The organism is Micromonospora sp. DT62, assembly GCF_049847285.1.
In the GTDB taxonomy this organism is placed as follows: domain Bacteria; phylum Actinomycetota; class Actinomycetes; order Mycobacteriales; family Micromonosporaceae; genus Micromonospora; species Micromonospora reichwaldensis.
The window spans coordinates 229,248-243,186 of sequence record NZ_JBNCOB010000007.1 but is presented as its reverse complement, the minus strand read 5'-3'; the positions used below and the strand labels follow the sequence as shown (position 1 = coordinate 243,186).

At 70.8% G+C, this 13,939-nt stretch carries 14 protein-coding genes and 2 tRNA genes; 6 read left to right on the top strand and 10 right to left on the bottom strand.

What is annotated here, in order from left to right; all coding sequences use genetic code 11:
• Positions 1–22: 22 nt before the first annotated feature.
• The gene (locus tag ACPXCB_RS13720) at positions 23–826 is read left to right on the top strand and encodes an MBL fold metallo-hydrolase (protein ID WP_425875360.1); all 804 of its coding nucleotides are present in this window, start codon (positions 23–25) and stop codon (positions 824–826) included.
• Between the two features lie 122 nt (positions 827–948).
• On the opposite strand, the gene ACPXCB_RS13715 is transcribed toward ACPXCB_RS13720, so the two are convergent.
• Both ACPXCB_RS13715 and ACPXCB_RS13710 read right to left on the bottom strand, forming a co-directional pair.
• On the bottom strand, positions 949–1,368 hold the full coding sequence (locus ACPXCB_RS13715) for a CBS domain-containing protein (protein WP_425875358.1): 420 nt from the start codon (positions 1,366–1,368) through the stop codon (positions 949–951).
• A 162-nt stretch (positions 1,369–1,530) separates the two neighbouring features.
• Entirely contained in the window at positions 1,531–2,664 is a 1,134-nt protein-coding gene (locus ACPXCB_RS13710) for an L-threonylcarbamoyladenylate synthase (RefSeq protein WP_425875356.1), read from the bottom strand.
• On the opposite strand from ACPXCB_RS13710, the gene ACPXCB_RS13705 reads away from it, so the two are divergent.
• Genes ACPXCB_RS13705 through ACPXCB_RS13695 form a run of 3 tightly spaced genes read left to right on the top strand, consistent with a single transcriptional unit; the run spans position 2,639 to position 4,606 of the window.
• Entirely contained in the window at positions 2,639–3,181 is a 543-nt protein-coding gene (locus ACPXCB_RS13705) for a DapH/DapD/GlmU-related protein (protein ID WP_425875354.1), read from the top strand. The two genes, ACPXCB_RS13710 and ACPXCB_RS13705, sit on opposite strands and share 26 nt — an antisense overlap.
• 34 nt (positions 3,182–3,215) lie before the next feature.
• Positions 3,216–3,971 carry an HAD family hydrolase gene (locus ACPXCB_RS13700; protein WP_425875352.1) on the top strand — a complete coding sequence of 252 codons (756 nt, stop codon included), beginning with the start codon at positions 3,216–3,218 and terminating at the stop codon, positions 3,969–3,971.
• Entirely contained in the window at positions 3,968–4,606 is a 639-nt protein-coding gene (locus ACPXCB_RS13695) for an SAM-dependent methyltransferase (protein ID WP_425875350.1), read from the top strand. The genes ACPXCB_RS13700 and ACPXCB_RS13695 overlap by 4 nt, the downstream gene beginning before the upstream one ends.
• Before the next feature lie 83 nt (positions 4,607–4,689).
• Here the strand turns inward: ACPXCB_RS13695 and ACPXCB_RS13690 are convergent, their stop codons facing one another.
• The 8 genes from ACPXCB_RS13690 to gyrB all read right to left on the bottom strand — a co-directional run bounded on the left by ACPXCB_RS13690 (position 4,690) and on the right by gyrB (position 12,544).
• Positions 4,690–5,559, bottom strand: a complete 870-nt coding sequence (locus ACPXCB_RS13690) for an AraC family transcriptional regulator (RefSeq protein WP_425875348.1) — start codon at positions 5,557–5,559, stop codon at positions 4,690–4,692.
• Positions 5,560–5,710: 151 nt separating this feature from the next.
• Positions 5,711–6,205: an NUDIX hydrolase gene (locus ACPXCB_RS13685; protein WP_425875346.1), complete on the bottom strand. Its 495-nt coding sequence runs from the start codon at positions 6,203–6,205 to the stop codon at positions 5,711–5,713.
• A gap of 241 nt (positions 6,206–6,446) precedes the next feature.
• Positions 6,447–6,522 (bottom strand) — tRNA-Ala (locus ACPXCB_RS13680).
• Between the two features lie 41 nt (positions 6,523–6,563).
• The gene (locus ACPXCB_RS13675) at positions 6,564–6,692 is read right to left on the bottom strand and encodes a DLW-39 family protein (RefSeq protein ID WP_210834795.1); all 129 of its coding nucleotides are present in this window, start codon (positions 6,690–6,692) and stop codon (positions 6,564–6,566) included.
• A gap of 44 nt (positions 6,693–6,736) precedes the next feature.
• Positions 6,737–6,810, bottom strand: a tRNA-Ile gene (locus ACPXCB_RS13670).
• A gap of 221 nt (positions 6,811–7,031) precedes the next feature.
• On the bottom strand, positions 7,032–7,943 hold the full coding sequence (locus tag ACPXCB_RS13665; RefSeq protein ID WP_425875344.1) for a DUF3566 domain-containing protein: 912 nt from the start codon (positions 7,941–7,943) through the stop codon (positions 7,032–7,034).
• A 4-nt stretch (positions 7,944–7,947) separates the two neighbouring features.
• Positions 7,948–10,467, bottom strand: a complete 2,520-nt coding sequence (gyrA, locus tag ACPXCB_RS13660; RefSeq protein WP_425875342.1) for a DNA gyrase subunit A — start codon at positions 10,465–10,467, stop codon at positions 7,948–7,950.
• 130 nt (positions 10,468–10,597) lie between these two features.
• Positions 10,598–12,544, bottom strand: a complete 1,947-nt coding sequence (gyrB, locus tag ACPXCB_RS13655; RefSeq protein WP_425875340.1) for a DNA topoisomerase (ATP-hydrolyzing) subunit B — start codon at positions 12,542–12,544, stop codon at positions 10,598–10,600.
• 507 nt (positions 12,545–13,051) lie between these two features.
• Between gyrB and ACPXCB_RS13650 the strand changes: the two genes are divergently transcribed.
• Positions 13,052–13,606: a hypothetical protein gene (locus ACPXCB_RS13650; RefSeq protein ID WP_425875338.1), complete on the top strand. Its 555-nt coding sequence runs from the start codon at positions 13,052–13,054 to the stop codon at positions 13,604–13,606.
• Positions 13,607–13,710: 104 nt separating this feature from the next.
• A complete protein-coding gene (locus ACPXCB_RS13645; RefSeq protein ID WP_132235445.1) occupies positions 13,711–13,938 on the top strand; it encodes a hypothetical protein in 228 nt (75 codons plus the stop codon).
• Position 13,939 lies beyond the last annotated feature (1 nt).

Here is a 13,939-nt window from a genome sequence, read left to right as displayed (position 1 = left end):
AGGGCTACCGGTGGAGGTGCACATGTCGACGACGCAGCCCGAGGTCACGTTCATCGGCACCGCCACCACGGTGCTGCGGATCGGCGGGTTCACTTTGCTCACCGACCCGAACTTCCTGCACCGGGGCCAACGCGCGTACCTGGGCAAGGGGCTCTGGTCGCGGCGGCGCACCGACCCCGCGCTACGGATCGCCCAACTGCCGTCGCTGGACGCGGTCGTCCTCTCCCACCTGCACGGCGACCACTTCGACCGCGTGGCCCGCCGGGAACTCGACCGGGAGTTGCCCATCGTCACCACTCCCGCCGCCGAGCGGAAGCTGTGCCGCTGGGGCTTCCGGGCCGCCGAGGGGCTGCCCACCTGGAGCTCCCGGGAGCTGCGCCGCGACGGCGAGACGCTGCGGCTGACCTCGATGCCGGGAAGGCACGGGCCGGGCGCGCTGGACCTGCTGATGCCCGACGTGATGGGCACGATGATCGACCTGGAACGCGACGGCAGCCGCCGGTTCCGCCTCTACGTCACCGGCGACACGCTCAACCGGCCGATGCTGGCCGAGATCCCCGAGCGGTACCCGGACATCGACGCCATGCTGATCCACCTCGGCGGCACCCGGGTCGCCGGCATCCTGCTCACCATGGACGCGCGGCAGGGCGCCGACCTGGTCGAGCTGGTGCGGCCGAAGCTCACCGTGCCGATCCACTACGACGACTATCCGGTGTTCCGTTCACCGCTGGGCCACTTCGTGGCGGAGGCCCGGCGGCGCGGCCTCGCCGGAACCGTCCGCACCATCGCCCGCGGCGAGACCGTCCCGCTGACCCCGCCGGACTGAGCCGCCGGCCCACCCGATTCCGCCGGGGCTGCCTCCCGCGCAGCCGGCCGCCGGTGCCCCGCGTACGCCGATCGCCGCCTCCCGGCCGGGGCCGGAGGGCGGCGGTCGGTCGTGACGTGCGGTCAGGCGCGCTCGGAGATGGCCTCGATGAGGTCGCCCACCGGGCGCTCGGGCAGGGAGCGGGCCACGTCGGCGACGGCCACGATGCCGACGAGCTCGTGCCCGTCGATCACCGGTAGCCGGCGTACCTTGTGCTGGCTCATGGTCCGCAGGATCTCCGCCGCGTCGTCGTCGGCGCCGATCGTCACCGCCTCGCCCTGGGCGAGTTCACCGGCGGTGACGCTGCCCGGGTCGCGGCCCTCGGCGAGGACCTTCACCACGATGTCGCGGTCGGTCAGCATTCCCTTGAGCCGGTTGTCGTCCCCGCAGATCGGCAGCGAGCCGACGCCCAGCTGGGCCATCTGCTTGGCGGCCGTCTTGAGGTCGTCCTGCTCACGGATGCAGGTCACGTCGTTCGTCATGATCTCGCGTGCGGTCGGCATTGGCTGACACCTCACTTCCAGGGGGGTAGTTGCTGTTTCTCCTACCCCAGTCCTCCCGGCCCATGCACCCGGAAGGAACCGCCGGCACCGACAGTTGACGTTGGACGGCGTCCTGCGCCCGCCGGGAGGCGGCGCCGCCCGACCCGGTTGCCCGCGCCCGCGTCAGGCCGTCGGGTGCCAGGTGGCGGCGGCGCGGCGCAGCCGGTCGTTGATCGCCCGGCCGACGCCCACCTCGGGGACCGGCTCGACCAGGATCTCGCCGACCCCGGCGGCGTCCAACTCGTGCAGCGCGTCGAACAGCCGCGCGGCGGCCTCCGTCAGGTCACCGGCGGCGGAGAGCACCTCCACGGCACCCCCGGCCCCCGCCGCCGGGCCCGGCCCGGCCCGTCCGCCGCGCCGCCCCCGGTGGGCCGCGGGGGGCCCGCCGCGGGCGCCCAACCGCAGCGGCGTACGCGGGGCGTAGTGCGCCGCCAGCGTGCCGGGCGCGACGGGCTGCCCGGAGCTGCCCGGGCGTACGGTCACCGGGCCGGCCGCCTCCTCCAGCGCCTCGACGGGCAGCGCGCCGAGACGCAGCACGACCGGCCGCCCGCCCCGGGCGTCCACGATGGTCGACTCGATGCCGCACCGCGCCGGCCCACCGTCCAGCACCACGTCCACGGCGGCGCCCAGCCCCCGCACCACGTGCTCGGCCCGCGTCGGGCTGAGCTGGCCGAACCGGTTCGCGCTCGGCGCCGCCACCGGCACCCCGGCCTCGGCGATGAGCGCCCGCGCGTACGCGTTGTCCGGCACGCGGACCGCCATCGTCGCCAGCCCGGAGGTGACGATCGGCGGAATCGCCGCCGGCCGGTCCACGATCAGCGTGAGCGGTCCGGGCCAGAAGCGCTCGGCCAACGCCGTCACCGCCGCCGGCACCGGCCCGACCAGCTTCTCCAGCTCGGCCGCGTCCGCCAGGTGCGTGATCAGCGGGTCGAAGCTGGGTCGCGCCTTCGCCTCGAAGATCCGGGCCGCCGCCCGGGCGTCCAGCGCGTTCGCGCCGAGCCCGTAGACGGTCTCGGTGGGAAAGGCCACCAGCCCGCCGGTACGCAGGACGGAGGCCGCCTCGGCGATGCCGCTGTCGGCCGGGAGCACGCGTGGGGATCCGGTGGTCACGCCTCCGACGCTAACCTGCCGGGGCGGGCGGCTCGTGGGCGGCCGTGCGGAACCGTCGGGCGGTGCCCCATGCCCCACGCCGGTCGTGCCCGGTCGTGGCCGGACCAGGAAGGATCGTGGCGTGTCCAGCGACCATCTGATGCGCATCCACAGCCCCGAGTTCCAGGCCATGGCCGAGCGGGTCCTGCGGGTCACCGAGCTCACCTCCCGCCTGAACGTCCTGCCCTTCGAGGACGAGGCGGGCAAGGCGAAGCTGTTCGAACAGATCCTCGGCAGGCCGCTGCCGAAGAGGGTCACGATCTATCCACCCTTCTACACCGACCACGGCCTCCGCCTGGACCTCGCGGAGCGCGTGTTCATCAACCAGAACTGCACGTTCCTGGACTACGCGGGCATCCGGCTCGGTGCGGGAGTGATGGTCGGACCGAAGGCCACCTTCATCACCGTCGGCCACCCGGTCGATCCGGAGGAGCGACGGGGCTGGCTCAGCGGAGGACCCATCGACGTGGCGGAGAACGTGTGGATCGGCGCCGGTGCCACGATCCTCCCCGGCGTCAGCATCGGCCGTGACGCCGTCGTCGCCGCCGGCGCGGTCGTGGCCGAGGACGTTCCGCCGGCCAGCCTGGTGACGGGCGGCAAGGCGACGGTGTGTCGACAGTGGTGACGCGTTCCCGTCCTGGTGCGCGAGGATGACGGGCATGCTTCGTACCCCTCGGGCTCTCCTGCTGGACTTCGGCGGCGTCCTGGCCGACGCGCCTCCCCAACCGCCGGCCCCGCCGGGTCTGGTGCGGCGCCTCGCCGAACTCGTCGACGGCGCGGTGCCGGACGAGCAGATCGCCCGTGACCTGGGGGAGGGCGCGCGGGCCTACGCCCTGTGGCGCGACGACGTGGGCAGGACGGACCACCCGGTCGAGCTGCCGCACGCCCAGGTGTGGGCCGACTTCGTAACCCGGTCCTGGCCGCGGGAGGCCCGCGCCGCCGTCGAGCGGGAGGCGACCCCGCTGGCGTACGCCTGGACCTGGCGCCGGGAGTGGGCGGTGCGTCCCGGCATCGGCGAGGCCCTGCGGCACGCCGCCGACGCCGGCCTGCCGATGGCGGTCGTCAGCAACACGCTCTGCGGCGCCGCCCACCGGGACTTCCTGGCCGCCGCGGGGCTCTCCGGGCTGTTCGGGGCCGAGTTCTACAGCGACGAGGCCGGGCCCCGGAAGCCGAACCCGGAACTGGCGCTGCTGGCGGCACGCGCCGTCGCGGTGCCGATCGGCGACTGCTGGTTCGTCGGCGACACCGTGCACCGCGACGTCGTGTGCGCCCGTCGCGCCGGCACAGGCGCCGCGATCCTCATGCGCTCGCCCCGCACCGACCGGGAACCGGCGCTCCCGGGAGTCGAACCGGACGCGCGGATCGAGGACGGCCACGGGCTCCTCGCGCTGCTGCGTGAGCACGCCCGCCCGTGACCGGCGGTACCGACTGGCAGGCGTGGCACCAGCCGTACGCCGACGCGGACTCCCCACTGTCACGTCGGCTGCGGCTGGTGCAGCGGCACATCGCCTCGTGGCTCGACGAGCGCTCCGAGGAACGGCTGACGGTGGTCAGCGCCTGTGCGGGGCAGGGCCACGACCTCATCGGCGTCCTCGCCGCACGGCCCGACTCCCCGCGCGTGCACGTGAGCCTGCTCGAGTACGACGCCGGCAACGTGGCCGCCGCGCGGACCGCCGCCGACCGCGCCGGACTCTCCCACCTCGTGATCAGGCAGGCGGACGCGGGCCAGCTCTCCTCCTACGCCGGGACGGTTCCGGCCGACCTGGTGCTCATGGTCGGAGTCTTCGGCAACATCCCGGACGCCGACGTGCAGCGGACGGTCGCCGCCCTGCCCCAGCTCTGCGCGGCGGGTGCCACCGTGATCTGGACCCGGGCGCGGCGGGCACCGGATTTCACGCCGGCCGTACGGGGGTGGTTTCGCGACGCCGGCTTCGTGGAGGAGGCGTTCCACGCTCCGGCCGACGTGCGGTTCTCCGTCGGAGTCCACCGGTTCCAGGGCACACCGCGACCTCTGGACGCCACAGGAACGCTCTTCACCTTCCTGCACTGACCGCTGAAGCTGCCGCGAGCATCAGGTGGTGCTGCGGGGCCCGGAAGACTCGACCCGACCGTGCCCCGCAGCCCACAAGTCCGTCACGTCGGCTCGACGGGTAGCCACAGCTCGCAGGTCGCGGTGCTGAAGTCGTCCGCACGCTCCAGGATCGCCACCATCGAGGGACCCGGCCGCAGACGCCACGGGTTGGAGGGGAACCACTCGGTCGCGGTCGCGGCCCAGGTGTCCTGCAGTGCCTGCGGATGGGGCCCGGCGGTACGGAAGACCGCCCACCTGCCGGCCGGCACCTCGATGGCGTCGAGGTCCTCGGCGACCGGCGTGTCCCGGGACACAGCGACCCCGTGCAGGTAGGTCAGCTCGCTGCCCTCGGTGCCGTCGGGATCGAGGTCGTCGCAGACCTGTAGCAGCCCTCCCGGGTCGGTGTCGCTGAGGGCCTTCAGCCGGAGATGCTCCTGCGGCGGGAGCGCGGTGATGTGCTGCTGGATGTGCGGGTTGACGCCCTGGTGGATGAGTGGGACCCGGGCTGCGTGTCCGACGAGCCGGAACGCGGGGCGCTCCACGATGCGGGTGTCCATGGGGATGCTCCCTTCGACGGTCAGGCGGAACCTGACCTGTGGTTGTGTGCGAAGAGGACCTCCGTCGCGGCGAACGTCACCGGGGTTGGCGCCGTGGACCGCCCGGAACGCACGTCCGAACGCCTCTGTCGAGCCGTATCCGTGCCGGACGGCGATGCTCAGCAGATCGTCCTCACCCCGCACGACGTCGGCGGCGGCGACGGTCATGCGGCGCCGGCGCACGTACTCCGACAACGGCATGCCAGCCAGCGACGAGAACATCCGGCGCAGGTGGTACTCGGTCGTGCCCAGCGCCCTGGCCAGTCCGCTGACGTCGAACTCTTCGGTGAGGTGCTCCTCGACCAGGTCGACGAGCCGGTTGAGTGCCGCGATCACGAGGCCTCCCTTCGACGTCGATCCTGGTCGAAGGATCCCGGTCGCGCCCGACCGTAGAGGCCCGATCCGATCAGGTGCCCGGAACGTCGCGGTGCCGACGGGTACCGCACTTCGACGGCATAGGTCTACGGCCGGGTTGCCCGAAGCGGCTTCACAGACCGATCTGCACCGGCTTGGGCGGGACGCCGCCGACGACCAATGCCGTCAGCAGTTCGGCGAGGTCGCGGGGCCCGAACAGGTCGGGTCCCGGGTAGGCGATGATGTCGGGCAGGCGCCACCATCGAAGTTCGCTGATATTTTCGGCGGCTAGTTGCTCGTCGGACATGGTGCCTCGCGGATCGAAGGCGGCGGTGCGGACGAGAAAGTAGTCGTTGATCACGCCGTCGTAGCCCGGCAGGTGTCCGGGTACGACAAACTCCTGGTGCCACACGTGTGGTGGTTCGGCATCTACGGCCAGCCCGACTTCCTCTTGCAGCTCGCGACGAAGGGCTACAAGCGCTGTCTCGCCGCTCTCGATGCCTCCGCCGGGCGTTGCCCAGACGATTCGTCCAGGTGGATCGGGAATGACGTGTCGACAGAGCAGGATGCGGTGGTCTTCCGTGAGGATGATCGCCCGGACAGAATGGCGCAGCTTCGGTGATGGCACGTCGGCATCCTCGGTGATACGTCCACAGAAGGCACGTGACTTTGTTCCGATCGAGCGCCATGCCGTGCGCGCCGGGACGTGACCGGCCGCCAGGCCGCACGCGCGCCCCGGCGCTGGCACGGCGGCGCGCCGAAGGCCCGCCCTTGCCCCATTCGTAGGTCAAGTGCTGGCCGATCAGATCCCTGTGCCGGCTTGTGCCCGTGGATCTTGCGAAGAGGAATCGCCTACTCAGAGGCGATGTTGGTGGAGCCCAGGGGACTCGAACCCCTAACCCCTGCCTTGCAAAGGCAGTGCTCTGCCAGTTGAGCTAGGGCCCCCGGGGCGGACGACGCCGCCGGTGCCGGCAGTGCCAGCGAGATCAGCGCAGGTCGGGCGCGGTGGTCGCCTCGTGCCACAGGGCGCGCTCGTCGTTGGAAGCCTTGACCTTCCTGGCCACCACGGCTGCCACACCAACGACGCCGGCCAGGATCAGAAGCTTCTTGAACATGGGGCCTACCCCTCGCGCTCGACTGCCGTCGGACGAATGTGCGGTGGGGCTAGCTGGAATCGAACCAGCGACCTCAGAGTTATCAGCTCTGCGCTCTAACCGACTGAGCTATAGCCCCGCGTGGCGACGAGCAAGGTTAACCCATCCGTCCGTCCGGCCCCAAATCGGGGGCCGCCGCGACGTCCGGGCGTTGCCGTCGCTTCTGAACCTACCGGAGGCTTCCCGCCCGGCCCAGCCGATTACGTCGCCCGCACGCCCCGCCCGGACGCCCGGTGGCGGGCTCCGGACGCACGAAAGCCGGGGCTCCGCGCTCGGCGGTGCCCCGGCTTCCGAGGTGGTTCAGTCGCGCTCGGCGAGGGTCAGCTCGATGCCGCCGACCAGGTCCGCGCAGACGTTGTAGACGAACGCCCCGAGCGTGGCGAGCGCCGTGAACAGCACCACGTTGACCAGGCCGATCAGCGCCGAGCTGAGGATCACGCCCTTGGCGGTGATCTGGAAGCCGCTGGTGCTCTGGCCGCCGCCCGCGCTGACCAGGTCGGTCAGGCTGTCGTTGACGCTGGTGAACACGCCCATCGCGTCGAGGGCCAGGTAGAGCACCGAGGTGGCCACCACCACGACGATGAAGAGCACCACCGAGACCGCGAACGCGAACTTCATGACGGACCAGGGGTCGATCCGCTTGAGGTTCAGCCGGGCCCGGCGCGGCCCGCGCGACGCGGCCGAGCTGACCGACGTACGCGCGGCGCGTACCGCGTCACCCACACGGGCCGCCCCGACGGCGGCGGCGCCGCTGATTCCCGGCGGCAGGCCGCCCCCGTTGGCGGGGCGGCCGGCGCCGGTCGGGCGGCCGCCGTCCGGCTGCGGCTTCGCGGTCCCCGTGACGCGGGGCTGCGTGCCGGTGGTGCCGGTGATCCGCGGCTGTGTCCCGGTGGTGCCGGTCGACTGGGCGGCACCGACCTTCAGCGGCTGCGTCGTCGTCGGTGTGGCGGGGGCCGGCTTGGCGGCGGGGGCCGGCTTGTCGGTCCCCACCGCCTCGGTCCGGTCCGCCGCGTCCCCGTCCTCGGAGGGCTTGTCCGGAGGCGGTGTCATCCCGGGCGCCCGGGTGAATTTCGGGGCAGGCGCGTCGGCGGGGACGGTCGCCCGACCCACGGCCGCGCGGCCGGTCGCTGGTGTGCCGCTCTTCGCGGCCTCCTCGTCGACCGGGGTGGCCGAGGTCCCCGTGTTCCCCGACTTCGCCTGTGTCTCCGTCATTCAACTAGTCCTGTTCGTCAGGCTCGTCGGCATTGCGAGCAATCGCCACGATAGTCACGCCATCCGGAAGGTCCATCAGCTTGACACCCATTGTGTTCCGGTCACGCGTACGGCGTACAGGCTTCACCGGAGTCCGGATGACACCACCGTTGCTGGTGATCGCGAACAGCTCGTCGTCCGGGTCGATCACCACCGCGCCGACCAGACCACCGCGCCGCTCGGTGATCTTCGCAGTCAGCACGCCCTTACCTCCCCGGCCCTGCACGGGGTATTCCTCGATCGGGGTGCGTTTCGCGTATCCCCCGTTCGTGGCCACCAGGACGTCCAGCCCCTCGCGGACCACCTCCATGGCCAGCAGGACGTCCTCCTCGCTGAAGCGCATGCCGATCACGCCCGAGGTGGCCCGCCCCATCGGGCGCAACGCCTCGTCGCTCGCGTTGAACCGGATCGCCTGCGCGTTCTTCGAGACCAGCAGCAGATCCTCCTCCGGCGCGACGAGCGCCGCCCCGACCAGCTCGTCCTCGTCGCGCAGGTTGATCGCGATGATGCCGCCGGACCGGGGGGAGTCGAACTCCTCGAGCCGAGTCTTCTTCACCAGGCCGTTCTTCGTGGCAAGTACCAGGTAGGGAGCCACCTGGTAGTTCGGAATCTCGATGATCTGCGCGATCTGCTCGTCGGGCTGGAACGCGAGCAGGTTGGCCACGTGCTGGCCCTTGGCCACCCTACTGGCCTCCGGCAGCTCGTACGCCTTCGCCCGATAGACGCGCCCCTTGTTGGTGAAGAAGAGCATCCAGTCGTGTGTCGAGCATACGAAGAAGTGACTGACGATGTCGTCCTGTCGGAGCGTCGCCCCGCTGACACCCTTGCCGCCGCGCCGCTGTGACCTGTAGAGGTCGACCTTGGTCCGCTTCGCGTAACCCGTACGGGTGATCGTGACCACCACGTCCTCGCGGGCGATGAGGTCCTCCATGGAGACCTCGCCCTCGAACGGCACGATCTTGGTGCGCCGCTCGTCGCCCCACTTGGCGACGATCTCGCCCAGCTCCTCCGAGACGATCCTGCGCTGCCGCTCGGGCTTGGCGAGGATGTCCTTGAGGTCGGCGATCTCCACCTCCAGCTTTGCCAGGTCGTCCAGGATCCGCTGCCGCTCCAGCGCGGCGAGCCGGCGCAACTGCATGTCGAGGATCGCGGTCGCCTGGATCTCGTCGATCTCCAGCAGCCGGATCAGGCCCTGCCGGGCGTCCTCGACCGTGGGCGAGCGCCGGATCAGGGCGATCACCTCGTCGAGGGCGTCCAACGCCTTGGAGAGGCCGCGCAGGATGTGCGCCCGCTCCTCCGCCTTGCGCAGCCGGAACGCCGTCCGCCGGCGGATCACGTCGATCTGGTGCTCGACGTAGTAGCGGATGAACTGGGCCAGGTTGAGCGTGCGCGGCACCCCGTCGACCAGCGCCAGCATGTTGGCGCCGAAGGTCTCCTGGAGCTGGGTGTGCTTGTAGAGGTTGTTCAGCACCACCTTGGCGACCGCGTCGCGCTTGAGCACGAGCACGATCCGCATGCCGGTACGCCCGGAGGACTCGTCGCGGATGTCGGCGATGCCGGCGAGCTTGCCCTCCTTGATCAGCTCGGCGATCCGCTCGGCCAGGTTGTCCGGGTTCACCTGGTAGGGCAGTTCGCTGACGACCAGGCAGGGGCGGCCCCGCTTGTCCTCCTCGACCTCCACCACGGCCCGCATCCGGATCGACCCGCGCCCGGTGCGGTACGCGTCCTGGATCGCCTGCGTGCCCACGATCAGGCCGTGGGTGGGGAAGTCCGGCCCCTTGACGATCTCCAGCAGCGCGCCGAGCGTGGTGGCCTCGTCCTCCTCCGGGTTCTCCAGGCACCACTGCACCGCCGCGCCGATCTCGCGCAGGTTGTGCGGCGGGATCTTGGTGGCCATGCCGACCGCGATGCCCTCGGAGCCGTTGACGAGCAGGTTCGGGATCCGCGACGGCAGGATGGTGGGCTCCTTGGCCCGGCCGTCGTAGTTGTCCTGAAGGTCGACGGTGTCCTCGTCGATGTCCCGCAGCATCTCCATGGCCAGCGGGTCGAGCTTGCATTCGGTATATCTCATGGCCGCAGCAGGATCGTTGCCCGGCGAGCCGAAGTTGCCGTTGCCGTCGACCAGTGGGTAGCGCAGCGACCAGGGCTGCGCCATCCGGACCAGCGCGTCGTAAATCGCCGAGTCGCCGTGCGGGTGGAACTGGCCCATCACGTCGCCGACCACGCGGGAGCACTTCACGTAGCCCCGGTCCGGCCGGTAGCCGGAGTCGAACATGGCGTAGAGGATCTTGCGGTGGACCGGCTTGAGCCCGTCCCGGACGTCCGGCAGCGCCCGCCCGACGATGACGCTCATCGCGTAGTCGAGGTAGGAGCGCTGCATCTCCACCTCGAGCCCGACCGGTTCGATGCGGTCGTGCGCAACGACGGCGGCGACGGTCTCCGGGAGCTCGGGCTCGTTGGGTGTGGACTCGGGGATATCGGTCACTGTTAACCCTTATCAGACTCAGAGTCGTTTTCGTGCTGTGGATAACGGCTGTGGATACCGGCCGCGCTGTGGATAACTCTGTGGACAGGCGGGTCGACCGGTGGATGACCGGCCGGCCCGCCGGGACCCGTCAGATGTCCAGGAACCGGACGTCCTTGGCGTTGCGCTGGATGAACGAGCGGCGCGCCTCCACGTCCTCACCCATCAGCACGCTGAACAACTCGTCGGCGGTGGCCGCGTCGTCGAGCGTGACCTGACGCAGCGTACGCGTTGCCGGGTTCATCGTGGTCTCCCACAGTTCGGGGTAGTTCATCTCGCCGAGGCCCTTGAACCGCTGGATGTCGTCCGGCTTGGCGTTCGGCTTCTTCTGCTGGCGCAGCGCGATCAGGCCGTCCCGCTCGCGGTCCGAGTACGCGTACTGCGCGTCGTCGCCGCGCTTGTTCCACTTGATCTTGTAGAGCGGCGGGGCGGCCAGGTAGACGTGCCCCATCTCGACCAGCGGGCGCATGAAGCGGAAGAGCAGCGTGAGCAGCAGCGTCTGGATGTGCTGGCCGTCGACGTCGGCGTCGGCCATCAGCACCACCTTGTGGTAGCGCAGCTTCTCCATGTCGAAGTCGTCGTGGATGCCGGTGCCCAGCGCGGTGATCAGCGCCTGGACCTCGTTGTTCTTCAGCACCCGGTCGATCCGGGCCTTCTCCACGTTGAGGATCTTGCCGCGGATCGGCAGGATCGCCTGGGTCCGCGGGTCGCGGCCCTGCTTGGCCGAGCCGCCGGCCGAGTCGCCCTCGACGATGAAGACCTCGGACTCGCGCGGGTCGGTGGACTGGCAGTCGGCCAGCTTGCCCGGCATCGAGCCGGACTCGAGCAGGGACTTGCGCCGGGCCAGCTTGCGCGCCTGCTGCGCGGCGATCCGGGCCCGCGCCGCCTGGGACGCCTTGGTGATGATCATCTTGGCCTCGGCCGGGTTGCGGTCGAACCAGTCGACCAGCCGGTCGTTGCAGACGCGCTGCACGAAGCTCTTCACCGGGGTGTTGCCGAGCTTGGTCTTGGTCTGACCCTCGAACTGCGGGTTGGCCAGCTTGACCGAGATGATCGCCGCGAGCCCTTCGCGGATGTCCTCGCCGGAGAGCTTCTCGTCACCCTTGAGCAGCTTCTTGTCGGTGCCGTACCGGTTGACCACGCTCGTCAACGCGGACCGGAAGCCCTCCTCGTGGGTGCCGCCCTCGTGCGTGTTGATCGTGTTGGCGAAGGTGTAGACCGACTCGCCGTACGACTCGTTCCACTGCATGGCGATCTCGAGCGACATGCCCTCCTCCTCGGCGCCGAACTCGACCACCGTCTTGTGGATCGGGTTCTTCGAGGCGTTGAGGTGCCGGACGAAGTCGGCGATACCGCCCTTGTAGCAGAAGGTGACCTCGCGCTGCCGGCCGTCCTCCTCCTCCGGGACCCGCTCGTCGAGCAGGTGGATGGTGAGGCCCCGGTTGAGGAAGGCCATCTCCTGGATCCGCCGGTAGATCGTCTGGAAGTCGAAGTCGACCGTCTCGAACACGTCCGGGTCGGGCCAGAAGGCGACCGCGGACCCGGTGCGGTCGGTCGACTCGCCCTTCTCCAGCGGGGTCGGCTTGGAGTTGTGGTACTGCTGCCGCCAGACGGAGCCGGACTTGTGGATCTCCACCGCCATCTTGGTGGAGAGGGCGTTCACCACGGAGACGCCGACGCCGTGCAGACCGCCGGAGACCGCGTACGCCTTGCCGTCGAACTTGCCGCCCGCGTGCAGCACGGTCAGCGCCACCTCGACACCCGGCTTCTTCAGCTTCGGGTGCAGGTCGACCGGGAAACCCCGGCCGTTGTCGGTGACCCGGACCCCGCCGTCGGCGAGCAGCACCACGTCGATGGTGTCGCAGTGGCCGGCCAGCGCCTCGTCCACCGCGTTGTCGACGACCTCCCACACCAGGTGGTGCAGACCGCGCTCACCGGTCGACCCGATGTACATACCGGGGCGCTTCCGGACCGCCTCCAGCCCCTCGAGAACGGTGATCGACCCGGCGCCGTACTCCTGCTTGTCCTGCGCTGCCACCTTCGGCCACTTTCTCGCGCCGTCCGCACCTGGTGGCGCGTCGGGCGCGGGTTCGGCGGACAGGACGCGACGTCGACGCGCAGACCGGCACCGGGGACAATTCCGGGGTACGGGCCGAACGCGCCGGTCGCCGCGGTTGCCCGCGGATCGCGATCGGCTAGACCCGACGTGGACAATGATCGCGGGCCCCGCTCCGGGCCCGTGTCTCGTCGCTCCGCACCGGGTCTTCGTCTCAGGGTCAATCTTACTGTGCGCGGACGACAGAACCACCACTCGGCACCCCTGCGAGGCGGCTGAGACCGACGTAGCCGGCCGAACCGCGCCGCCCGCGACTCCCCCTACACGCCAGGGGGCGATCGAGGGCGGCGCCGCCTGACGATCGGTGCCGGTCGGACCGGCGGGAACGCCACCGCCGCCACGCCGTCGGCCCGGCCTTGATCTTTTCGGGCCGGAACCGGACGATCGAGCCGATACGAACTATCCGTGCTCTCGAAGAGGTGACGCCAGATGGGGCTGGACAACATCGCGGTGCAGTGGCCGCGGACCGGCCGCTTCTACGATCCGGTCGCGCCGGCCGAGTTCGTCGACTTCGGCGACATCGTCGACATGCCCCGCATCTCCGCGCCCACCGCGGCGCTCGCCGAGTTGATCGCCAAGACCGGCATCGTGCGGGCGACCGCGTACACCGAACTGGTCGACCTCCTGCTCGGCCTGGAGGGTGTGCTCTACGCCACGGACGCGGCGGCCGAGGACGAGGATCCGGTGATCGATCCCGACGGCTGCGCCTGGATCGCCGGCGGCATCGAGCGGTTCGTGACGGGCCACCGCCCGCACGGCGAGGCCGTCACCTTCGACTCGGTGAGCCAGGTGCTGCGGTCGCTGCTCGCCGACGGGCGGTTGGCCGAGCAGCAGCTGCGCTGGCTCGACAGCCGCCTGGACGCGCTACGCGACGAGAGCGGCGAGCCGCCGCAGTGGAACTTCACCTGCGCCGAGCTGGCCGTGCTGGCGGCCTTCTACCGGCGCTGTGCCGACCGCGGCTTCGCCGTCTACGCCGACGCCTGACCCCTCTCGGCGGCGGACCCGCGGTTGGCGGCGTCGATTACCCGGGTCAACACGTGTACCAATGGTCTGTACACCAATCGTTCCCGTGCACCGGAGGCCAGGCGATGACCGAGGAGAAGCCCACCCCGAAGGCCCCAGGCGAGGGCGGCCGCCTGATGGCCTGGGCGTTCCGGCGCCTCGCCGGCCCGCCGGAGGTCCAGGGCGCGGTGCAGGGCGGCTCGAACCACGCCCGGGAGGCCTGGAAGCGGGACCTGGAGCGGCGCAAGCAGTGGAGCCGCGAGCAGCGCGAGCGCAAGCGCGCCGAGCGGGAGGCCCGGCGCGAGGGTCGCTGAC

Coding starts and splice junctions, on each gene's coding strand:
- ACPXCB_RS13715 (WP_425875358.1), bottom strand. CDS start 1,368: ATGCCGACCGCACGCGAGATCATGACGAACGACGTGACCTGCATCCGT.
- ACPXCB_RS13700 (WP_425875352.1), top strand. CDS start 3,216: ATGCTTCGTACCCCTCGGGCTCTCCTGCTGGACTTCGGCGGCGTCCTG.
- ACPXCB_RS13675 (WP_210834795.1), bottom strand. CDS start 6,692: ATGTTCAAGAAGCTTCTGATCCTGGCCGGCGTCGTTGGTGTGGCAGCC.
- ACPXCB_RS13710 (WP_425875356.1), bottom strand. CDS start 2,664: ATGCGCATCAGATGGTCGCTGGACACGCCACGATCCTTCCTGGTCCGG.
- ACPXCB_RS13720 (WP_425875360.1), top strand. CDS start 23: ATGTCGACGACGCAGCCCGAGGTCACGTTCATCGGCACCGCCACCACG.
- ACPXCB_RS13645 (WP_132235445.1), top strand. CDS start 13,711: ATGACCGAGGAGAAGCCCACCCCGAAGGCCCCAGGCGAGGGCGGCCGC.
- ACPXCB_RS13665 (WP_425875344.1), bottom strand. CDS start 7,943: ATGACGGAGACACAGGCGAAGTCGGGGAACACGGGGACCTCGGCCACC.
- ACPXCB_RS13650 (WP_425875338.1), top strand. CDS start 13,052: ATGGGGCTGGACAACATCGCGGTGCAGTGGCCGCGGACCGGCCGCTTC.